The 22,341-nt window shown below is 64.1% G+C and carries 21 protein-coding genes; 1 reads left to right on the plus strand and 20 read right to left on the minus strand.

Features of this window, described 5'->3' with window-relative positions:
- Positions 1 to 41: 41 nt before the first annotated feature.
- Genes BTH42_RS10340 through BTH42_RS10355 form a run of 4 tightly spaced genes read right to left on the minus strand, consistent with a single transcriptional unit; the run spans position 42 to position 1,942 of the window.
- Positions 42 to 992 carry an alpha/beta hydrolase gene (locus BTH42_RS10340; protein ID WP_083654726.1) on the minus strand — a complete coding sequence of 317 codons (951 nt, stop codon included), beginning with the start codon at positions 990 to 992 and terminating at the stop codon, positions 42 to 44.
- Positions 986 to 1,264 carry a 2Fe-2S iron-sulfur cluster-binding protein gene (locus tag BTH42_RS10345; RefSeq protein ID WP_075298764.1) on the minus strand — a complete coding sequence of 93 codons (279 nt, stop codon included), beginning with the start codon at positions 1,262 to 1,264 and terminating at the stop codon, positions 986 to 988. Before BTH42_RS10345 ends, BTH42_RS10340 begins: the two co-directional genes overlap by 7 nt.
- A 16-nt stretch (positions 1,265 to 1,280) precedes the next feature.
- Positions 1,281 to 1,580, minus strand: coding sequence for a hypothetical protein (locus tag BTH42_RS10350; RefSeq protein ID WP_075298925.1), 300 nt, complete (start codon positions 1,578 to 1,580; stop codon positions 1,281 to 1,283).
- Between the two features lie 53 nt (positions 1,581 to 1,633).
- A complete protein-coding gene (locus BTH42_RS10355; RefSeq protein ID WP_075298767.1) occupies positions 1,634 to 1,942 on the minus strand; it encodes a 2Fe-2S iron-sulfur cluster-binding protein in 309 nt (102 codons plus the stop codon).
- Positions 1,943 to 2,176: 234 nt separating this feature from the next.
- Between BTH42_RS10355 and BTH42_RS10360 the strand changes: the two genes are divergently transcribed.
- The gene (locus tag BTH42_RS10360) at positions 2,177 to 3,106 is read left to right on the plus strand and encodes an ornithine cyclodeaminase family protein (protein WP_075298770.1); all 930 of its coding nucleotides are present in this window, start codon (positions 2,177 to 2,179) and stop codon (positions 3,104 to 3,106) included.
- 97 nt (positions 3,107 to 3,203) lie between these two features.
- Here the strand turns inward: BTH42_RS10360 and BTH42_RS10365 are convergent, their stop codons facing one another.
- The 16 genes from BTH42_RS10365 to BTH42_RS10440 form a co-directional block, all read right to left on the minus strand.
- Positions 3,204 to 3,971, minus strand: coding sequence for a YjbE family putative metal transport protein (locus BTH42_RS10365; protein ID WP_075298773.1), 768 nt, complete (start codon positions 3,969 to 3,971; stop codon positions 3,204 to 3,206).
- A gap of 12 nt (positions 3,972 to 3,983) precedes the next feature.
- Positions 3,984 to 5,600, minus strand: a complete 1,617-nt coding sequence (locus tag BTH42_RS10370) for a hypothetical protein (protein ID WP_075298776.1) — start codon at positions 5,598 to 5,600, stop codon at positions 3,984 to 3,986.
- A gap of 179 nt (positions 5,601 to 5,779) precedes the next feature.
- Complete coding sequence (locus BTH42_RS10375; protein WP_075298927.1) at positions 5,780 to 6,805, minus strand: 2Fe-2S iron-sulfur cluster-binding protein; 1,026 nt, start codon at positions 6,803 to 6,805, stop codon at positions 5,780 to 5,782.
- A gap of 14 nt (positions 6,806 to 6,819) precedes the next feature.
- The gene (locus BTH42_RS10380) at positions 6,820 to 7,299 is read right to left on the minus strand and encodes a heme-binding protein (protein WP_075298778.1); all 480 of its coding nucleotides are present in this window, start codon (positions 7,297 to 7,299) and stop codon (positions 6,820 to 6,822) included.
- Positions 7,300 to 7,317: 18 nt separating this feature from the next.
- Complete coding sequence (locus tag BTH42_RS10385) at positions 7,318 to 8,772, minus strand: aldehyde dehydrogenase family protein (protein WP_075298781.1); 1,455 nt, start codon at positions 8,770 to 8,772, stop codon at positions 7,318 to 7,320.
- Positions 8,773 to 8,951: 179 nt separating this feature from the next.
- On the minus strand, positions 8,952 to 9,683 hold the full coding sequence (locus tag BTH42_RS10390) for a TenA family transcriptional regulator (protein ID WP_075298784.1): 732 nt from the start codon (positions 9,681 to 9,683) through the stop codon (positions 8,952 to 8,954).
- A 112-nt stretch (positions 9,684 to 9,795) separates the two neighbouring features.
- Entirely contained in the window at positions 9,796 to 10,890 is a 1,095-nt protein-coding gene (locus BTH42_RS10395) for a porin (RefSeq protein WP_075298787.1), read from the minus strand.
- 165 nt (positions 10,891 to 11,055) lie between these two features.
- Positions 11,056 to 12,378, minus strand: a complete 1,323-nt coding sequence (locus tag BTH42_RS10400; RefSeq protein WP_075298790.1) for an MFS transporter — start codon at positions 12,376 to 12,378, stop codon at positions 11,056 to 11,058.
- 69 nt (positions 12,379 to 12,447) lie between these two features.
- Complete coding sequence (locus tag BTH42_RS10405; RefSeq protein WP_075298793.1) at positions 12,448 to 13,950, minus strand: amidase; 1,503 nt, start codon at positions 13,948 to 13,950, stop codon at positions 12,448 to 12,450.
- A gap of 725 nt (positions 13,951 to 14,675) precedes the next feature.
- A complete protein-coding gene (locus BTH42_RS10410; protein ID WP_075298796.1) occupies positions 14,676 to 15,419 on the minus strand; it encodes an amino acid ABC transporter ATP-binding protein in 744 nt (247 codons plus the stop codon).
- Positions 15,420 to 15,429: 10 nt separating this feature from the next.
- Complete coding sequence (locus tag BTH42_RS10415; protein ID WP_075298799.1) at positions 15,430 to 16,569, minus strand: amino acid ABC transporter permease; 1,140 nt, start codon at positions 16,567 to 16,569, stop codon at positions 15,430 to 15,432.
- A 37-nt stretch (positions 16,570 to 16,606) separates the two neighbouring features.
- A complete protein-coding gene (locus BTH42_RS10420; protein WP_256701938.1) occupies positions 16,607 to 17,410 on the minus strand; it encodes an ABC transporter substrate-binding protein in 804 nt (267 codons plus the stop codon).
- 174 nt (positions 17,411 to 17,584) lie between these two features.
- Positions 17,585 to 18,652, minus strand: a complete 1,068-nt coding sequence (locus BTH42_RS10425; RefSeq protein ID WP_075298804.1) for a TauD/TfdA family dioxygenase — start codon at positions 18,650 to 18,652, stop codon at positions 17,585 to 17,587.
- Between the two features lie 366 nt (positions 18,653 to 19,018).
- Entirely contained in the window at positions 19,019 to 20,290 is a 1,272-nt protein-coding gene (locus tag BTH42_RS10430; protein ID WP_075298806.1) for an MFS transporter, read from the minus strand.
- Complete coding sequence (locus BTH42_RS10435; RefSeq protein WP_075298809.1) at positions 20,287 to 20,850, minus strand: GAF domain-containing protein; 564 nt, start codon at positions 20,848 to 20,850, stop codon at positions 20,287 to 20,289. Before BTH42_RS10435 ends, BTH42_RS10430 begins: the two co-directional genes overlap by 4 nt.
- Before the next feature lie 27 nt (positions 20,851 to 20,877).
- A complete protein-coding gene (locus BTH42_RS10440; RefSeq protein WP_075298812.1) occupies positions 20,878 to 22,341 on the minus strand; it encodes an MFS transporter in 1,464 nt (487 codons plus the stop codon).

The raw sequence follows: 22,341 nt of genomic DNA on the forward strand, positions 1-22,341 counted from the left end.
GAAACGCGAATCCGCTGCGCGCCGTCAACCATCGCGCCCGCTCAACGCGGCACCGACGCCATGAACGCGAGAATCTCGCGTCCCAGATATTCCTCGCCGGAATTGAAATGCGCGACGATCGACGTGTGGTTGTGGCCGCGCATCTGCACGAAGCGCGGCGGCACGCCGCGATGGCGCAGCAATTCACGAAAGAACGCGGCACCGTAGTCATCGAGGAAGCGGTTTTCGTATTCGGCCACCGCGATCATCACCGGCACCGCGCAACATGCCGCGTGCGTGAGCGGCGAGCGCTCCGCGTAGCGCGATTCGTCGGCGCCGAAATACGCGCGCACCGGGCCCGCGTTCGGATTGCGCGGATCGACGTCGGCAACGAGACGCGCGCTGATCAGCACGAGACCGGCCACATCTCGCGGCCCGGCGCTGTCCGCGAGAGCGGGATCGAACAGGCAACTCGCGGCGTGCGCGCCGCCCGCCGAATGGCCGATCACGAAGATGCGTGCGGGGTCGATGCGCCAGCGCGCCGCATGCTCGCGCAGCCAGCCGAGCGCGCTGGCCACGTCCTGCGCGCCGCCCGGCCACGGCGCTTCATCGGCGAGACGGTATTCGACGTTCACCGCGACGAAGCCCTGGCGCGCGAACCAGTGGCACACGTTGTCGTAGATCGCGCCGTTCACGCTTTTGCTGCCGCGCACGAACGCGCCGCCATGCACGAACAGTACGGCTTCGCGCGGCGTATCGGCGGGTGCGTCAAGCGGCTCGAACACGTCGAGCACCTGGCGCGAATGCGCGCCATACGCAAGGTCACGCTCGACGCGCGTTCCATCCATCGGCGCGGCCATCACGAGCGGCGTGTAGCAATCGATCACCGCCTTGCGATTGGCGATGATGTCGTCGTTCCAGCTCGGCCCCAGCGCGAGCATGCGCTGACGTTGCTCCGGAGCAAACGGGCCGAACGGCGTGAACGCGGGATCGTCGTCGGCGCGGCTCACCATGACACGCTCACGTTGCCGTTGACGAACGTCTGGCACGCCATCCGGTAACCGCTCGCCAGTTCCTCGGGGCTCAGGTGACGGCGCTCCTTCTGCTTGACGTCGTCGGTATGTTCGCGGCCCGCTTCGACCTTGCATTTGCAGGTGCCGCACAGCCCGCCGCCGCATTTGAACGGAATGCCGCCCTGCTCGCGCAGCGACACGCGCAACAGGTTGCTATTGGCGGGCGCCTCGACGGTCTTGCCGCCATTGCTCATGAAAGTGATCTGCACCATTGCGATTCCGGAATCCTCAGTTATTGCGCCGGCTCACACGCGCCTCTTCGTGGCCGTGACCGGTCAGGTCCTGGATTGATTGGAGCGCGTCGCCGAGCGTCGCGAACTTTTCGAAGAATTTCGTCGGCACGAGATTCACCGTCTGCGGCACCGTTTCCTCGACGATGCGCACGCGCGAGTCTCCTTCAAGTTGCGCGACGACGAATTCGGCGATGTGCCGCGCGCCGTAGAAGTAGTCGTGCGTTTCGACCGGGGTGATGTCCGGCGCCGGCTCGCTGCGGTATTGGCCCGGCCGGCTCGTGAGTACGATGTACATGCGATGTCCCCGTTGCGGACGCATGCCCGCGCGCTCCGCGTGAAGGTTGAAGTTCACGGCTCGACGGGCAGGTCGTCCTGCGCCAGTTCGATGTCGTGCTCGATCCACAGCTGGCACGCGAGCCGGTAGCCCTCGTCGAGCCGCGCGCCCAACTGCTTTTTCTCCTTCCAGTTCGGCGGCGGCAAATGCTCGCCGCCCGCCAGCACGCGACACGCGCAGCGCGCGCATTTGCCCATCCCGCACTCGTAGCGCAAATGCGGAAACGGAAACTGCCTGATGCCCGCGCGCACGACAAGATTGGTGTTTTCCTTCACCTCTGCCTGATGAACCTCTGCGTTCCTGTGGAACACGACGACTGGCATGCCTCCTCCTGCGACCAAACTACGGACCCTTCGCTCGAGTGCGAAGGCGATGGGCTTAGTGTACAGCTTTTTTGAACATTGTATACCGTTATAAAAACACTGAGCATGGCCGGTCACTCAATGTGCGCACGAATGCCTTGCGCTGATGGGGCTAGCGGATTTTCCCCTAGCCCTCGTTGGCATTAACGTATACCGTATACTTCCAATTCACCATTTAACAACGGACACCAACCCATGATTCATCTGACCGACGCGCAAATAGACGAACTGATCGACTTCGCACACGCGATCCCCGCACTGGAAAGCGCCTTTCGCCAACACGCGCGCGGGGCCGCCGCCGTTCAGCGGCGCGTGCGAACCGAAGCGGGCGGGACCAAGCTCTCTACACTCGGCGCGGTGCTGCCCGACGCCGATGTCGCCGGCGCAAAGGTCTACACGACGATTCGCGGCCAGTTCAATTTCGCGATCATCCTGTTCCGCGCGTCCGATGGCCAATGCCTTGCCACGCTCGACGCGAACGCGATCACGCGCCTGCGCACCGCCGCGACCACCGTGCTCGCAGTGCGGCGTCTCGCGCGCCGCGGCGCGCGCACTGCCGCGATCTTCGGCACCGGCGTGCAAGGCCGCGCGCATGCGCACGCGCTGGCGACGTTCACGGAGTTGAAGGCGCTTCGGATCGTCGGATTGGAAGGCGACGCACAGCTTGCGCACGCGCTCAACGAAACGCATCGCGCGCGCGGCGTGACGGCGAGCGCAATGGACAGCGCACGGGCCCTCGACGGCGCCGAAGTGATCGTCACGGCAACGCGCGCGACCGCACCGCTGTTCGATGGCAACGCGCTGATGCCGGGCGCGCTCGTCGCCGCGATCGGCTCGAGCCTGCCGCACGCGCGCGAGGTGGACGATACCGCGCTGTCACGCGCGAGCCGCATCGTCGTGGAGTTGCGCGATCAGTCGCGCGACGAAGCGGGCGATCTCGTGCTGGCCGCGCTCGGCGTGGTGGACTGGTCGAAGGTGGTTGAACTGGGCGACGTGCTCGAACACGATGCGCTCGCCCGTCAGCGTGACGACGAGATCATCGTGTACAAGGCGGTGGGGATCGGGCTTCAGGATGTCGCGCTCGCGGCGCTGGCGTATCGGCGGTTTATGGAGCTCAACCGCTGAGGCCGGCGTGAAATGGCCCGGCGGGTGAGCCGGGCCATGTTTCCAACGTGATTTGCTTCACTGCATCTTCGGCGTGACCGGCAACTCACCGGCAACCTCACCCCGCGCGCCAGCGCCTCAATCCGACCCGCTGCATGAACGGCACGAACAGCACGAACGCCGCGACCGCAACGCACACCAGCACGCGGACCAGCCACTCGTTGCCCGCACCGTCGCCCAGCGCGTCCGCTACATCGCGCAACACCCGAGCAACGTGCGAATCCGCGAGCAGCATATCGGCGGCGATCCAGCCGAGCAGCGCGGAACCCAGCCAGATCACCAGCGGAAACCGCTCGATCACGCGCAGCATCACAGCACTGCCCAACGCGATAGCCGGCGCGCCCACCGTCAGCCCCGCGAGCACGACCGCGACTCGCGATCCGGCCGGCAACGTCTCAGCCACCGCTGCCGTCGCGAGTCCGTTATCGAGGCTCATCGCGAAGTCGGCGAACAGGATCAGCGCGACCACGCGCCAGAGCGCCTTCGCCGCGGGCGCGTCGCCGGCTTCGGCCTGCGCCACGCCGTCCTCGCGCAGCAACTGCATGCCGATCCACGCGAGCAGTAAGCCCGCGACCACATGCATGTACGGAATCGCGAGCAGGAAGCCGATCGCGTAGACCATCGCGAAGCGCAGCACAATGCCGATGCTCGTGCCGATCCAGACGCCCGCGCGCCGCTGGTGCGACGGCAGCGAGCGGCACGCGAGAGCGATCGCAATCGCGTTGTCGCCGCCGAGAAGAACATTGATGAAAACGATCTGCAACACGGCGGGCGCATAGTGCAGGAAGCCCGCCGCGAAGTCCTGCGAAAACCCGAGCAATGACATGGGCAGCCTTCCTCAAGCGAACATCACGGCCGCGAGCGTGGCGATCACGAGACCGCACACGACGGGCAGAAACAGAGCCCGCACCGCGTCGAGCACCGGCACCCGCGCGAAGCCCGTGACCGCGATCAGCGACGACCACGCGACCAGCGTGCCGCCGCCCGTCCACACCGCGCCCATCTGGCCGATCGCCGCGAGCGTTGCAGCGGGCAGGTGGACCATCGGCGCAAGTGCACCGGAGAGCGAACCCGTCAGCGGCAAACCCGCGAAGCCCGAACCGTCGATCCCGGTAATCATCCCCATCAGCAGAACGCCGAACGACACGAACAGCGGGTTCTGCGGAATAACCTGGCTGCACGCCTGCACGAGTTCGAACAGGAACGACGGCACATGCGCGCCCGCCGCCGCGCCGAGGATCGGTCCCGCCGTGCTCGCATCGCCGACGAAGAAGAAGCCCGCGATCGGCAGCACCGCGCCCATCGCCTTGAACGCGAACACGAAGCCTTCGATGATGTGCTCGGCCGTGCGGTCCAGAAAGCCTTTGCGTCCGTGCGACAGGGTCGCGAGCATCATCAGCACGGCCGCCATCCCGCCGATCAGCGCGGCCGCGTCGCCGCCGCGAATCGCGCCCGAGCCGACCATGTCCGGCCGCATCATCACGACCACCACCGCGAGGAACGCGAGCGGCGTGGCGAGCGCGAATACCTTCGACCACAGTTCGCGGCGATCGAGCAGCACGTCGGCGGCGAGCGGCGACATCTGCAATGCCGCGCCGCCTTGCGCCATCGGCGCGATCGACATCGCCGCGAGCGCGCCCTCGCCTTCCCTGTGCGCCGAACAAGCGCCTTCATGTTCAGCCGCGAGATTGCCGCTCGTGCCGCGCGCCAGTTCGACCTTCGCGAAGCTGCCTTGATGCTCCGGTTCACCGTCGGCGGTGACCCGGCCCTGCGTTTCCCACACGCTGAGATTTGCCGCCGACGGCGCCTTCACACGACCACGCACGACGAAGAACCACGTCATCCCGAGCGCAACGAAGCCGACGATCAACGACAACCCGAACGCGGTATTCGCGACCGCGAGCATGTCCGCGCCAGCGGCCCGCGCGCTGATGCCCGGCGCGACCTTGATCACATAGTCCGACGACAGCGCCATCCCCTGCCCCGCGATGGCAATTGCGGCGGCGGCGCCGAGCGGCGGCAAGCCCGCATAGACGGCAGCCGGAATCAGGATCGCCCCGACGAGCGGCACCGCGGGGGTCGGCCAGAAAAACAGCGAGATCAGATACGTAATCAGCGCGAGAATGAAAAACGCCGCGTGCCCGTTGAACATGATGCGTTTGAACGGCCGCACCATCCGCACATCCGCGCCGAGTTCGCGCAGGCCGTTCAGCAGCGCCGTCATCAGCGCGATCACGAGGAAGATATTGAACAGCTCATGCGCTGCCGTCAGGCTGCCCATGAAGATGGCCTGGAAGCCGACCAGCAGCTTGCCGGACCACGCGAACGCCACCGCGAAAGTCGCGAGAATCGCGGGCACGACCACATTTGCACGGAAGATCATCGTCGCGATGATCGCGACAACGCCAGCCAGATACCAGAAGTGTGCTGGCGTTAGAACAGCGATTGAGTGCATGGGAAGCCTCAGCTCAATAGGAGGTCGGGGACGAAAGAGCGTTATGTTGTGTCAATACTATTTGCTGCGGCTCGCGGCCAAAAAAGCCGCGATGATTTTTGTCGGCGCTGCAACGGAAACGGGAGCGGTTGGCATCTGGCCCTTGCTCACGCGCCCTCTCATGCGCCCTTTTTGCGGCTTCAGTCTGTTGCGTCAGCGTCCACACATTGCGGGTGCTGGAACGTGAAGCTGTCCGCGTAGAGGTAGCGCACGCTCGCGCCATGGGCGACGAACGCGCTGCGCGCGTCCGCGATCATCGCGGGCGATCCGCACAGATACAGCGCGTGCCCGGACAGATCGGGGTGATCGTCGAGCACCGCGTGCTGCACGTAGCCGCGCGCGCCGGACCAGCTATCGTTCGCGCGCGAGAGCACCGGCACGTAGCGGAAGTCTTCGTGCATCGCGGCGAGTTGCGCGAGTTCGTCGTGCAGATACAGCTCGTGCTGCGTACGCGCGCCCCAGTAGAGATCGATCGGCGGCGACTGTCCAGTGTCGAGCATCGACGCGAGCATGCTGCGCAACGGCGCGATGCCGGTGCCCGTCGCGACCATCGCGATTGGCCGGTAGTCCTCCTCGTGATAGCCGAAGCCACCGAGCGGCGCGTCGATGTCGAGCGTGTCGCCGGCACGCATTCGACCCAGCAGGTCCTGCGTGAAGTAGCCGCCGTCGATGCGCCGGATGTGCAGTTCGATGTGCCCATCGTCCGGACGCGAGGCCATCGAGAAGCTGCGCGCTCCCGCTTCACCGAGCAGCACGTTCAGATACTGGCCCGGCCTGAACGCGAGCGGCGCCGCGTGATCGAGCGCGAGCACGAGACGCGTGACGTCGCCACTCATTGCCTGCACGCCCAGCACCGTCGCCCTGTGCCTTTGCGGCGGCACCGGCGCGGCAAGCACGCGCTCGGTGCTGATTTCGAGGTCCGCGAGCGCATGCGCCTGGCACATCAGCGCATAACCCTCGGCGGCTTCTTCCGGCGACAACGCGAGCGGCGGCTCCACGTAATTCACGCTGCCCGCCACCAGCTTCACGCGACACGTGCCGCAACCGCCGAACGCGCATTCGGACGGCAGCGTCACGCCTGCGCGCTGCGCGGCTTCGAGTACTGTTTCGTCGCTGGTCGCGTCGAAACTACGCTGCGCTTCGATCCAGGTAATCCGATAGCTCACGATGGCCCTCGCATTCACAGCTTGAGGTCGGCTTGCACGAGCACTTCGTGGCCGCTTTCGCGCAACGCGTCGCGCAGTGCGGCGAGACCGGCGAGGCCCGCCTGGGTGTCCTGCTCGCCGTTGCCGCCCGACAACCCGATGCCGCCGACCACCTGCTGATCGACCACGATCGGAAAGCCGCCGACGAACGCCGCGAAGCGTCCCTCGAAGCTCCATTGAATGCCGAACGCTTCGTTGCCCGGCAGCGCCGGACCGTTGGGCGGCGTCGTGAACAGATGCGTCGAGCGCTTGTGGCCCGCCGCGGTGAAGGCCTTGTTCCACGCGATCTGCGGACCCGTCACGCGGCCGCCGTCCATGCGTTCGAGCGCGAGCGGAAAGCCGCCTTCGTCGCACACGCAGATGGATTCGCACACGCCGATCGCCTGCGAACGGGCGAGCGCCGCCGCGACCATCAGGCGCGCTTCGGCCAGTTCGAGTTTGAAGAATGATTTCATGGTCAGAAAATTTGCCGGTTAGATGCCGCGATAAACGGTCTTGGTCTGCAGATAAAATTCGAGCCCGTCGCGGCCAGATTCGCGGAAGGTCGCCGTACTGGAACGCTTGAGTCCGCCGAACGGCGCGTTGACGAGATTGCCCGTCGTCGTGCGGTTGATCTTCACGGTGCCCGCTTCGATGTCGCTGGCGAAGCGGTGCATCAGCGTCGCGTCGCGTGTGACGAGCGCGGCGGCAAGGCCGTATTCGCTGTCGTTCGCCACCGCGATGGCGTCGTCGTAATCGTCGACGTCGATCACCGCGATCACCGGCCCGAAGATTTCTTCACGTGCGATGCGCGCATCGCGTGGCACGTCGGTGAAGATCGTCGGCATGACGAAATAGCCGTGCGCGAAATCGCCGTCGCTCAGTTGCTCGCCGCCGCATACGAGCGTCGCTTCACGCTTGCCGGTTTCGATGTAGTCGAGCACCGTGCGCAGTTGCCCCGCGGTCGCAAGCGGGCCGATGTCGATGCCCGGCTGCATGCCGCTGCCAACCTTCAACGCGGCGGTCTTTGCCGCCAGCCGCTCGACGAACGCCGCGCGAATCTCACGCGCCACCAGCACCCGGCTCGTGCCGGTGCAGGCCTGGCCTGTTAGCGAGAAGCCGCCTTTGATCGTGAGCTCGACGGCGAGATCGAGGTCGCCCGCATCGAGCACGATCAGCGGGTTCTTGCCGCCCAACTCCATCTGCGTGCGCGTCGAGAGCGACGCGGCGCGGTGAATCTGTTCGCCCGCCGAGGTGGAACCGGTAAACGAAACGGCCCGCACTTCACGCGCGCCGACCAGCACGGGCCCGACCGCGCTCGCACTGCCCGTGACGAAATTGAGCACGCCCTTCGGGATGCCCGCTTCGACGAACGCTTCGGCCAGCCGCAAACCGCTCAACGGCGCATCCGATGCGGGCTTGAACACGACCGTGTTGCCGCAGATCAGGGCGGGCGCGATCTTGCGCGCGGGAATCGACACCGGGAAGTTCCACGGCGAAATCACGGTTACCACACCAAGCGGCTCGCGCACGGTGTAGACCATCGACGCGGCGTCGTCGCTCGGGAATGTTTCGCCGCCATACGACTGCGCTTCGATCGCGTAGTAGCGCAGCGTCTGCGCCGCGCGCATGAACTCGTCCTTCGCGAGCGCTTTCTGCTTGCCCTCTTCGCGCGTCAGTTCTTCGCCGAAACGCGCGGCGTTCTGCTCCAGATACGCGGCGGCGTCGAGCAGGATCTTCGCGCGCGCGCCCGGCGTGCGGCGCTTCCACGCGCCGAACGCGGCCGCCGCGGCGCGCACGGCCGCGTGCGCATCGTCTTGCGACGAAGCCTGAAAGCGGCCGACCACGTCGCGCGTATCGGCCGGGTTGAGGTTATCGAAGGTGGCGCCGGTGAGGCTCGCACACCATTCGCCGTCGATGTAGTTCTGAAACGTCGGTACGTTTGTCATGTCTGCAACGGCCCTGCAAAAGTGATCTGGTTTGCCCATGACGGGCCGACGCGCGGCGGGCATCAAAAAACGCGCGCCGGCCGCGCATCGGCCCTGGATCGGCCCTGGATCGGCCCTGGATCGGCCCTGGATCGGCCCTGGATCGGCCCTGGATCGGCCCCGGAAAGGCGCCGCTTGCTTCAGGCCGCGAGGCCCAGTTCGGGCAGCGGGATCTCTTTTTCGACGTAGTCGTAATAGAGCGCCGTGGTGTACAGCAGACGCATCTGCGCGCCCACTTCGCAAATCTTCAGGCAACGCTGTTGCAGCTCCGGCGTGTTCGCGTGTTCGAGCACGATCTGATAGCCGCGCTCGCCGTGAATCTCGTCGGACACGATGTGCAGGTCGAAGAACTCGACTTCCTCATCCGTGAACTTGTAGAGATCGCGCAGCGTCGGCGTCTGCTTGCGGTAAATCGATGGCACCTGCGACTCCAGCCCGACCACCAGCGCCGCGACCGCCACCACCGGCTCTTCGCGCATCGCCACCGAATAGCACCAGCCTTGCAGACCGCGCGTGGTCGGCGACATGTTGTCGGGATCGACCACGCGTTCGCGCGTCGTACCGCACGCCTGGGCGAAGCGGATCAGCAGGTCCGTATGACGGTCGCCGCCGATTTCCTCTTCGTACATGTTCGCGAGCAGGAAGTCTTTCGCCTCGGTCATGTGATCCGGCGTGCGCGCGTACAGATAGCCGAGGTAGTCGGCGAACGGCCCGACGTAGTGGTAGTGGTTCTCGGCCCAGCGCGCGAGATGCGCGCGCGTCAGCTTGCCGCTCGCCCACGCGATACTGAACGGCGCCTTGTTCGCGCTCTTTCCCTTGATCGCTTCTTCGAGTGCCGCGCGGAAAGTTTCGCGGTCCATCAGTTCTGCCATGTCGTACTCCTTCTTTGGATGAGTTGCCCGTCAACTTTTGACGTTCACGAACTTAGTACACTGTATACATTAACTGCGGAGAATCCAACTCCGCATAAATCCTGGTGTGCGCCTAGAACGAATGACGCAAACCGATGCCCGCCGCCGATTGCGTATTGCTGCTCGACGCCGAGATGAACTGCGAGACCTGCGCAACCTGGGCATCGCCAAGCGCGCGTTGCAGCGTCGCGAACGCGTAAAGCTGGGTGCGCTTGGACAGCGAGTAGTTCACCACCGCGTTGTACTGGATGTAGCGCGGATCGGAATTGTTGGCGTCGACGGAGCCGTCCGTGTACGTGACGCCCAGGCCCGCCGACAGCGCCGGCGTGAAGTAGTACATGCCGTTCACTTCATAATTCATGAAATTGACGTCCTGCCCTTCGAAGCCCTGCTGGTACTCGACGTGCGTGACGTCGGCGCTGATTTTGGCCTTGCCGAGCCTGTACGACGCGCCGCCGCCCACGGTGAGGAACGAATGCGCGGCGAGCGCATATTCGCCTACCGCCGAATTGGTGTCCTTCCAGAATGTGCCCGGCGACAGTTCGCCCGGCTGGCGCGCGTAAGTCATGCCGAAGCCGGTATAGAGCGGGCCGTTCTCGTAGCTGCCGCCCAGGCTCCACATGCTCCGGCGGCCGAAGCTGCCGGGCTGGCCGCCGAAGCTGTACATCGCGCTGCCGGTGAAGCCGCCGAAACTGTTGGCGTAGCGCACCGCGTTGTTCACACGCACGCCGCGGTTGGTCAAGTCCATGTCGCCGGGGTGCTCCATGTAGACCGCCCAGTCCGCCGCGGTGAGTTGCGCGACGTAATCGACCATCGACTCGTACTGGCGGCCGAGCGTGACGCGGCCCCAGCGATCGTTTTCGAGGCCCACGTAGGCCTGGCGGCCGAACATCAGGCCGCCCTGGCCGAGCGAGCCGTCCGTCACGTCGAAACCGTTTTCAAGCCGGAAAATCGCCCGCGAGCCGCCGCCCAGATCTTCCGAGCCGAGAAAGCCGACGCGGCTGCCGCGCGTCGAGCCGCTCGCCATCGCATACGAGCGGCCACCGTCCTGATTGCTCGTGTAAATCACCGCTGCGTCGATCAGCCCGTACAGCGTGACGCTGCTTTGCGCGTGCGCCGTGACAGAAAGGCATGCAAGTCCTGCCGCGCTCCAGAAAGTCTTGTTCATCCAGGGGTTCCTTGATTTTTCATTGAAAGACCTGCCACTCCCAGGACGGTGCTCATGACCTCTCCTGCCGCACCGTTCATTTTTAGTATTCTGTATACATTAATGTCGAAAACAAATGGACAATAAAAATTTCGCGTTTTATTGCTCCGCTTGCTCGACGCCGGATCAACGCGACGTGCCCGTCGAGGTGATGGCCTGACCCGCCGCGGCGGAGTGCGCGGGCGCGCCGGTCGCGGCTGCATCGGCTTCGACGGCGTCGAGCGCGATGCCGTTGGTCTCCGGCAACATCAGCGCGGCGAGCACCACGAAGCAATAGCCGACGCCAGCCACGAGCGGAATCGCCAGCGTCAGCGTGAGATGGCCGCTCGCGAGCCAGCCGGCCGCGAACGGGAACACCGAGCCGATCACGCGTCCCACGTTGTACGCGACGCCATAGCCGGTCGCGCGGATCGCGTCCGGATACGTCTCGGCGATGGTCGCGGCCACGCCGGCGAACGTCCCCTGCATCAGCACGCCGAGCAGAAAACCGATCAGCAGCATGACCGGCGTGGGCGCGTCGATCATCATGTACGCGATGCTCATCGCGAACGCGCCCGCCGCAAACAGGATGTACGTGGGGCGTCGTCCGAAGCGGTCCGTCGCCCATGCGCCCAGCGCGTAACCGGCCAGCGAGCCGCCGATCGTCACGGCGAGCCACGCGCCCGTGCCCGTCACTGACAGGCCGCGCTCCGACTTGAGCCACATCGGCATCCACGTCGCGATCGCGTAGTAGGAGCCCAGCATGCCGCCCGACAACAGGCTGCACCACAACGTACGCGCGGCGAGCCGGCCGCTGAACACCGCGCGCAACGCCTCGCCCGCGCTGGTGTTGCGGCGCGCAGCGAGCGTACGGTTGAACGATTCCGGCTCGCGCAGATTGCGCCGCAGCCACACCACCAGCAGCGCGGGCAGAATGCCGACGAACAGACTCGCTCGCCACGCCCAGTCCGGCGGCAGCCAGTTGAACAGCACGCTATACGCGAGCGCGGCGCCGGCCCAGCCGAACGAATAGCTACTCGCCGTGAAGCCCGAGAATTTCCCGCGATGCGCGGGATTGCGGATCATCTCCGTGACCAGCACCATGCACAGCGACGACTCGCCGCCGAACCCGAGCCCCTGCACCGCGCGCAGTACGGCGAGCTGGGTCGGCGAATTCGCGAACCCGCACGCGAAGCACGACAGCGCGAACAGCGCGATGGTCCAGCGCAGGATGCGCACGCGGCCGTATCGGTCGGCGAGCAGGCCGGCGCCGATCGCGCCGACCAGCGACGCGATCAAGGTCCACGTGACGATGCTGCCCGCCATCGCCTTGCTCATGTGCCAGGTCTGCATCAGCACGGGGATGAGGAACGAATAGATCATGAAGTCGTAGACATCCACCGCGTGACCGACGAACGCGCCGGCAAACGCCTTCTTTTCGTTTTTCGACAGCGAGGTGAACCAGGACATGAGCGTGGGCTCCTTGTGCGATCGAGTGAGTCGGGTTGGGCGCGTGGGATCAGCGCTTGACGGCTTTGTTCACAGTGCAACGGGCGGTGCGTAGGCGGCATAACCTTCCGCTTCGAGCAGGCTTGCCACCTGAATCGAGCGCAGGTCGTGATAGAGCGGCGCGACAATCTGCACGCCGACCGGCAGGCCGCTCGCAGTGCGCCCCGCTGGCGCGACCGTCGACGGCAGACCGCACAGACCCGAGTGCCCGGCCCAGAACAACTGGGTGGTGAGCGGCTGCGGCTCGCCATTCACATCGAGCGTGCGCTGCCACGGAGCGCCCTCTTCGTCGAGCGTGAACGCCGCCGTCGCCGCTGCCGGACATAGCAACACATCGACGCGCGTGAAAAGCTCGCGCCACGCCGCCGCATATTTCTCGCGCAGCGGCTGCAATTTCAGCCAGTCGCGATGACGCATCGCCGCGCCCGTGTATTGCAGCGACGCGTAGGTCGTGTCGGCGGGATTGGCGGCGTCCGCGGCGGCGAGCGCGCTCGCGAAGGCTTCGTCGCCGAGATAGCCGCACGTCGATGCGCGCAGCAGCAGCGTGTAGGTGCGCAGCAACTGCGCGGCGTCCAGTTGCGGACGCGCATCCCACAACACTTGCGCGCCGCGCCGCTCGAGCGCGCGGCCAAGCTCGACGATGCAGCGCTCGACTTCGGCATCCACCGGCGCTACCGGATGGTTGCTCAATACGCCGAAGCGGATCTGATCGAGACTCTTCGTATCGCAGCGCGGCAGCTCGAACCGCACCGCGCACGCGGCATCGGGCGGCGGGCCCATGATCGCTTCGAGCACCAGCGCGAGATCGTTCGCACTGCGCGCAAGCGGTCCGGCAACGTTGATGTCGGGACACGCGACGCCGCCCGGCAAGCCATGTCCGTCGAGCGACACGAGGCCGTGCGTGCTCTTGTGCGAGTAGATGCCGCAATAGTGCGCGGGGTTGCGGATCGACGAGCCGATGTCGGAGCCCACATCGAAAAACGCCTGGCCGGTACTCACCGCCGCCGCGCTGCCGCCCGACGAACCGCCCGGCGTGCGCGCGAGATCATGCGGATTGCGCGTGGTGCCGTAGATATCGTTGTAGCTTTGCCAGTCGCGCAGCCACAGCGGCACGTTGGTCTTGCCGAGCAGCACCGCGCCGGCATCGCTCAAACGTTGCACGACCGCGGCATCGCGCGCGGCGATGTTGTCGCGAAACGCGGGATCGCCCACCGTGGTCGGCCAGCCGGCGACGTCGAAGGACTCCTTGATCGTGAACGGCACGCCGTGCAATGGACCGCGCGGGCGGCCCGTCGCGAGTTCCTCGTCGCGCTGCCTCGCGATGGCGTGCGCGCGCTCGAAGTCGCTCAGCACGACGGCGTTGACCCGCGGGTTGGCCTCGCGCCACGCCGCTTCGCACGCGGCAACCAGCTCCTGGGAACTGACTTCGCGGCGGCGCAGCGCTGCCGCCGCGCGCGCAGCCGACGCATAGCGCCAGGCTTCAGCGGTCTGTGCCGTTCCGGCGCGGGCGACGTTCTTTACGAGTTCTGACATGGGCGCTCACTGTTCAGTATTTTGTATACCGTCTCAGTACAAATTTGCGTTGTCAAGTGTTTGCGCGGATGGGCGGTGCGGCGCGCCGGCATGTAGCTGCCGCGGAAACGGCGTCGGCGCAGGCGCGCGAGGTGGTCAGGCGGCGTGGTTTCTACTGGCGCTTCGCGCGCCATGCAGTCTTTGCGGCGTTGGGGGGCAGGTGCGGTTGGGCGTGATGCCAAGCCGGCGCACCCGTTCCCGCTGGATCCGATTTTTCGTCTGTAGCGTCGCTCCGATGCGGTTGTCCTCGCGGCGCACATTGTTCATTTTTTGACATCGTCGGCCGTCTATCGTCTATGGGCACCGGTATTGCCGCAGTGCCGGATACACCACTGTGAGGGGCCATCATGAACTCGCCTAACCAGCCAGTTGCGAAAACTGTCGCTTACCTTTTCGTCGCATGCTCAGCAACGCTGGCTGCGCTTGCTTTCGCGGGCGCCTCCGTGCCTTGTCGCTCCGGCAGCGCGGCGACAGCAACGCAAAGCGGTAAAACGATGCCGTTGCATCACGCCAGCGTGGTTCACAAAACCAATGGCGGCGCCAACGGTAGCGTGCCGACGCCGTCGCAGTCCGGCAAACGCGTTCCCGGGGGCGACTCCATCGATCCCATGTATCGAGGAGGTTGATGTGCCCGAGGCAGCCCCGAGAGAACCGGCACGCGGATCCGATCTACCGGTCGATCTTGCCTAGATGCGCTTGGCTTCGCGAATGCTCTTCAGAAACGCGCGCGTTCTGTCGCGCGTCGGATCGCCGAAGATCTGTTCCGGCGGCCCCTCTTCATACACGGCGCCGTCGCACAGAAAACAGACCTTCGACGAAACTTCGCGCGCGAAGCCCATCTCGTGCGTCGCGAGCAACATCGTCATTCCTTCGCTCGCGAGATCGCGCACGATGTTCAGCACCTCGGAAACCAGTTCCGGGTCCAGTGCGGACGTAATTTCATCGAGCAACAGCACCATCGGATCCATCGCTAGCGCGCGCACGATCGCGACGCGCTGCTGCTGTCCGCCCGAGAGCCGGTCCGGATATTCTTTTGCCTTGTGCGCGAGACCAACGCGCTTGAGCAGCGTCATCGCGCGCTCTTGCGCCTCTTCCTTCTTCTGCTTCAGAACGCGAATCGGCGCGAGCGTCACGTTCTCCAGCACGCTCATATGCGGGAACAGGTTATAGCCCTGAAACACGATGCCGATGTCGCGACGCAACGCATCGACGTCGACGCCCGGGCCCGTGATCCGGTCACCGTGGACCAGTATTTCGCCGTCGTCGATCAACTCGAGACCGTTGATACAGCGCAGCAGCGTCGACTTTCCCGACCCGGACGGACCGATCAGGCACACGACGTCATGCTCGTCGACCGTCATCGCGAGGCGCTTGATGACCGACACCTCACCATACGATTTCGAAATATCGCGAATGTCGATAAACGACATGGAGTCTCCCTCAGGCTTCACCGGCACGCATGCGCGCGCGGTCGCGCCACATCATCCGCTCGACGAAGCGGGTTTGCGGAATCGATACGACGATGAAAAGCAGCGCCACGGTGCTGACCGCGGAAAGATTGTAGTAATTCGACGCAATCAACATCGACTGATTGAACGAATCGATTACGCCGACCACCGACACCAGCGCGGTATCTTTCTGCAACGAGATAAAGGAATTGAGCAGCGGTGGAATAATCTGCCGGATGCCCTGCGGCACGATCACGAAGCGCAAGGTCTGAAAATGCGACAGGCCGAGAGAACGCGCGGCGGCGTTCTGGCTCCAGTGAATGCTCAGAATGCCGGCGCGATAAATTTCGGCCACGTACGCGCCGACGGTCAACGTCAACGCGACAATGACGAACACCGTCAGCGAAAAATCTTTGACTACCGGAATGCCGGTCAGCGGAATGCCGAAACCGACCAGGTAGATCACCAGCACCGCGGGCACCGCGCGAAAAATATCGACATAGGCGGTGGCGATCAGACGAACCGGCTTGCCCGCGATGCCGGGCGCGAACATCGCGAGCGCGACGATCAAGCCCCAGATCAACACCAGCACTTCGGTAACGATCGAGATCTTGACGTTCATCCAGAACGCGGCAAGCACTAATGGGAATGTCTTCACCATCAGGGGCACCGCGAAAAACGTCTTGGCGACCGCCTGATGGTTGACCAGAAAGAACTGACAGACGACGACTACCACCAATTGCGCCAACGCATAGCCCAACGCGATGAAGCACTGATCACGAGCGTCGGAGCGAGCGGCGCGTGCTTCCGCGAGATCGCGGCGCGCGGCCGCGTCGCGAATCCGGGCGCTCGCCTTGAGCGCCCGGACCACCGGCACGACCACCGCGATCGACAGCACTGCGAGAACCACGGCAAGTGCATTGACCCACGCGCCATCGAAATGAGCGGCGAGGAACGACGCACGCATCGCGGCGACCGTGTACCAGCTTCCCGCCACGACGAGCGCGACCGCCGCGATCGATGCGAGCAGAAGTGACGTGGGCACGCTCGGCGCGCGCCCCATCTTCAAACGACGTCCATTGCCGGCGGGGCCCGGGATCACGTCGCCCGACTGTCGCGTTGCATTACTCATGGTTCAGGCTCGTTGGTTGAATGCCGGGTCGAGTCGCTTAGGGGTTCAGCACCGGCACTTTGGTCGGGTCCGTACCGAGCTCCGGCGTCAGGTACTTCGCGCTCAGCTTGTCCAGCGTGCCGTCTTTCTTCATCCCCTCGATCAACTGGTTGAAGGCCGCGAGATTCGGCGAATCCTTGTTGACGAGGCCGCCCCACTTCTCACCGGTATCGAAACGGCCGACCACTTCCAGCGCGCCATTCGAATTCTTCGCGCGCAACAGCACGTTCGGCGTGTCGTAGATCACTGCATCGACCTGACCCGCGGCGAGCGCGGTGTACATCGACGGCGGATCGTTGAACACCTTCGGCGCCTCGGTGGGCTTCACGTTCTGGACGATGTAGTCGTACGCGGTGGTGCCCCGTTCAACCGCATAGCGAAGACTCGCGAGATTCTTCCTGTCGACCTTGGTGCCGGCTTTGACCAGAATGCCCTGGTCGGAATTGAAGTACGGCTCGGTGAAATTCACGACCTGCTTGCGCGGCTCGGTGATCGTGATTTCGCTCAGCGCGATATCGAAGCCTTCCGATTTTCCGGTCAGGATCTGCTGGAACGAGCGGCTCACCAGGACCACACGGTCGAGACCCGCACGATACGCCATGTTGGCGGCCATGCAGTACTCGAAGCCGTCCTTGATCGTGTCGAGCGAGTCGCCATTCCACCAGCCCGGCACACCGAGAACCGGCCGCACCGACAGCGTGCCCGGAACGACAGTCGTCAGCTTGACGGAGCCCTTCTGCCCGCTGACTTCGCATTTGCCAAAATCCTGCGCGGCGAATGCAGTGGCGGTGATGGCACTCAAAGCGACGCACACCGCCGCCCGGTGAAGCCACGTTGTACGTTTTTCTGCGAGAGGCATGCTGCTTCGCGTCACGTTAGTCTCCTCATTTGTGGGGTACTGCTTCTTCAACGACCAGCTACACGTCTACAGATCGCCGACTACGACAGCAAAGCGAGATCGGGACACGCGCTGCGCTCAAGCCATGCAAGGCGTCGCGGGCTGCGCGATGCCGCCATGCGGCATGCCGCCCGACACATCGCCCCACAGCACCGCATGATCTTCGGGCAACGCGCGCGAGTTGGGTACCGACAACCACAGCCTCATCAGCATCCGGTCCTGGCCGGTCGTTGCATCGTCCTTGAACGCGGTGCGCCCGTGATAGACGATATGGTTGTTCAGAAGCTGGATATCTCCAGGGGCGAAGCGCATTTCGAAGCACTGTTCCTGCGCGATTTGCAGCAGCATCCGCAGCGCTTCGTGCTCCGCATCGGTCAGCTTGCGCACGCTCGACAGCAATTGCGCATTCTCGATGTACGTCAGCGAAAAGTGACTCGTGAGCTTACCGTCGCGTACGCCGAACACCGGCAGATCGTAAGTCACGTACTGGCCGCCGGCTTCTTCGCCGAAGCGGCTGCGTGGAATCGGGCGGCACAGCAGCGCATGCAGATCCGGCCGGCGTTTGAGCATTTCGTTGTAGACGGTCGCGCTGCTCGCGAGCTTGCTCACGCCCCCTTCCGATGCCTGGCGCACGCACAGCAAACCAACCACGTCGCAGCGGTCGGTATGAAAGCGCAATTCGCCGGGCGACAGCGTGCGCGCGCCGGACGATAGAAACTCCTTGCCCGTCGCGTCCACGGTCGAACCATAGAGTTTGGCGCCGACGCCCGCGCCTTCGTCCTTGATCTCGCGCATCAACTCGCCGCGGCGGTTCTGGAACATCGGCGTGCCGAGATGACGGCCCAGCGCATACCAGATGCGGCGCAACTGCTGCTGGTCATAGCGGCCGACATCGAGGCCGCGGATTTTCACCATCCCGGAGCCGTTTTCGAGTTCTTCGCGCACGTTGTCGAAGAACGCCTGCGCGCCCGGCAGCGGAAAGTTATCGCGGTCGACGTCGGTCCAGTCGATATCGGCCGACTTGCGAACGGCGATGTCAATTTCGTCCAGCACGGCCGGCGGAAAGTCTCTGACCCATCGAGGGTTTTCGTACATCTCGACACCGTTCCACACGCACGCACCTTGCAGGTATTCGGCGGATGACATGGGTTCTCCGAAGTGATTGAGACCTGAGCGGTATCGGCCCTGATCTTCGATGTGGTTAGCACGGCGCGACTGCCGCGCTGCAGGGATGTATACACAGGATATGCACGATAAGTCGCGACTAGTTTTCCTTCAAGCGGCTTCCGTAAGAATGCGGGCAAACACCTATCTGAAGCGCTTTGTTCGAGGAGCGTTCGCTCATTTGGTTGACGCCGCAACTACCCCTGGCCTGAAGCGACAACCTTGCCGATGCAGTTTTCAACCACGGGTTATAGCTATGGGATTGATCTATGCGTCGCGCCGCAACAGTGCCCGAGCGCAAGCCTGTTTCGAGCGATGCGTCAGCGGCGGCATCCCGACGCCTCGAATTTACTGCTGGGTATCGTGAAGTCGATCCGGAACGAACAGCGCAGTAACGCCGCTCAAAAAGAAAACCGCCCCCACCACGAGAAACCCGAGACCGATAGAAAACTGCGTCGCGATAAAACCGATAATAATCGGCGCCGCGCCCGACAAAAATCGCCCCAGGTTGTAGGACCCACCCACCGCCGTACCCCGCACCGAAGTCGCGAAGCTTTCCGACATGAACGTGCCGATCGTGCCGAGCGGCACGCCGTACAAAAAGCCGAAGAACAGCATCAGCATCGCAATGTTCTCGCGGGTGTGCCAGAAGATGATCACCGGCAGGAATAGCGCCGCGCCGATGCAGCCGAGCACATACACGCCGCGCCGGCTCCAGCGGTCACCGAGCCAGCCCGCGAAAATCTTGCCGATGAACGCGACCACATAGGTGCCGATCATATAGCCGGTCAGCGAGCTGAACTTGAGGTGCAGTTCTTTTTCGAGGTATGTAGGCAGCCAGTTGTTCAGCCCATAGAACCCGGACAGCACGAAAACCGACGCGAGCGTCCACAGAATAAACATCATGCGCGCCTGGGGGTCGCTGAAGATCAACGCGTAACGATTGTCGAGCAGGCGCTTGCCGCCCGCGCCGCCCGTTCGGCCCGCGCGGCCGGTGCGAGTCGCAAGCCATGCGGCCGGCTCCGGCACCGCGAATTTGATCACGAACGCCAGCAATAACGGCACCGCCGATACGTAGTACAACATGCGCCAGCCGTAGTGCGGCAGGATCCAGTTGCTGAGTGCAATCACCACGATATAGCCGGCGGAAATGCCGGTCTGCAGCATGCCGAGAATCAGCGAGCGCCGCTCGGTAGGGACATACTCGGCCACCAGCGTCGTGACCAGCACCATACATCCGATGCCCAACGAACTGATAAAGCGGACCGCCGCGAATTCGACGAAGCTGTGCGTGAAACCGAGCATCCCCGCGCCGAGCGAAAACAGCCCGAGCGCCCACGCGACGACCCGCACGCGCCCGAGCCGGTCGCTGGCCCAGCCGCCGACAATCCCGCCAATCGCCATACCGAGCAACGTCAGGCTCCCCAGCGCGCCGGCCTGGACATTCGTCAGCCCGAACTCGTCCTTGATGCGCGACAGCGTGAGACCGTACATCATCACGTCGGCGCCATCGGCCATCAGCGCGAGATAGCCGAGCGCAAACACCAGCAGCCAGCGGCTTCCCGTCGCGGTGCGTTGTATCCCGGTTTGGTACTGCTGCAGATCGGATTGCGTTTTCATGAAAGAGCGATGCCAGCGGAAAGTCCACTAATCTGCTTGAGTAGTGCGGGGACAAGGAACGCGCCTATCAGGAGTCCCACACGTTCATGGTCGCTCCTGTACCAGCCTTCCTTGTGGGTGAGGTTCATTGTGCCGATGCAGACACCGTCGTACGCGATCGGAATGTTCAGAATCGATCCGAGGCCCAGGTCGTTCATCACCGCGTGATCGTCGAATGCTTCACGAATGCCTTGCGAGGTCGTCGCGCGAAACGGCTTGAGATCCTGCAGAATCTGTTTCGCCCACGCGGTGCCCTGCTTTTTCTTGCGGCCGCCCAGCGGATAAACGTCCGGCATATTCGAATAGACGCGTTCCACTTCCTGGCGCTGCGCGTCGTAGCACATGATCGTGATGAGGCTCAGGCCTATCGTGCTGGCCGCCACCGCATGAACCGCACGGAACAGTTCGAGCGGCTGATCGTCCATCCGGATCGCCATCGCGAGTCGCTCGAGATCGGCGACGCCGATCGCCTGCGTGTCCGATGTTGCGGGTACTGTCGGATTGAGTTGCATCGGTTGCAATGAAGTCTGGATGAAGTCGTGAAAGGTTCAGCGATGCATACCGGTCGAATTCAATTGGCCGGACACGTGATGAGCGGGCTCGCCTTCACTCGCTTCGATATCTTCGAGCGAACGGTTGCGTGTTTCGATGCCGAGGAAAAACACCACGCACGCGCCGATCAGCAGCACTGTCGTGGTCATCGCGAACACGCCGAGGAAGCCGAGCACCGGATAAACGAGGCCGACCAGAATCGGCGCGCTGACCGAACCGATGCGACCGAACGAAGACGACGAACCGGTGCCGGTCGTGCGAACCGCAGTCGGGAACACTTCCGGCGTATACGCATAGACGCCCGCGAATGCGCCGTTCATGAAGAACGACAACGCAATGCCCGCGACCATGATCTGCATACCGGTGTGCGAAAACGCGAGCGTAATGGCCGCGATACCGCCGAGCGTCATATACGAAGCGACCACCGCTTTACGGCCGATCTTTTCATTGAGCCATGCGGCCGAGAAGTAACCGGGAATCTGCGCGCCGTAAATCGCAATCGAATAGCCGAAGCTCTTCGTGATCGTGAGACCTTCCTTGACGAGCAGACTCGGAATCCACGAGAAGAACGAGTAATAAGCGAAGGCGACCGAGAACCACATCAGCCAGCTGACCGCGGTGGTGCGCGCGAGACGCGGCGACCACAGCGCGAGTACATTGCGCCACGCACTGCCGCCGGTCTTCGCCGCCGCGACAGCGGTAGCCGCGCCCACCGGGCTAACCGCGCTAACCGGGCTAACCGCGCTAACCGCGCTAACCGAGCTCACGGGTGCGAACGCAATGCCCTTCCGCGCGAACCACGCTTCTATCTGACTGACGATGCTATCCGCCTCGGCCGCGCGCCCCTGGCTTTCGAGCCAACGCGGCGATTCGGGCAAAGTTCTGCGCCACCACAGCAGCATCACGACCGGCAGCGACGTAATGATCGCGAGATAGCGCCAGCCATCGGCGAAGTTGCGCACCACCGCGAAGCCGAGAATGGAAGAAGTCAGGTAGCCGAACGACATGAAGCCGACCAGCGCACCGCAGAACATCCCGCGATAACGCCGTGGCACGAATTCGGCGAGGAACGGTGCGATCACCACGGTCTCCGCGCCCGAGCCGAAGCCGGCCACCACACGCAGCGCGAAGAACGTATGCCAGTCCTGCGCGGTGGCGCTCGCGAGCGATGCGACGCAGTAGATCGCGAGCGCGCTCATCATGATGCGGCGGCGTCCGATCACGTCCGCAAGCACGCCCGACAAAAACGCGCCGAAGAAGTAGCCGATGTAAGTACTGCTCGCGACGAGGCCGGTTTCGGCGCTCGTCAGATGCCACAGCTTGCTGACCACCGGCAATAGAAACGCAAGCGACGACGAATCGAGTCCGTCGAACATGTATCCCAACCCGCCGATCAGCAGGAGTCTGCGATGGAAGCTCGACAGTGGCAGTCTTTCAAGACGGGCGGCAACGGCGGACAC

Source organism: Burkholderia sp. SRS-W-2-2016 (genome assembly GCF_001931485.1).
Classification (GTDB): Bacteria; Pseudomonadota; Gammaproteobacteria; order Burkholderiales; family Burkholderiaceae; genus Paraburkholderia.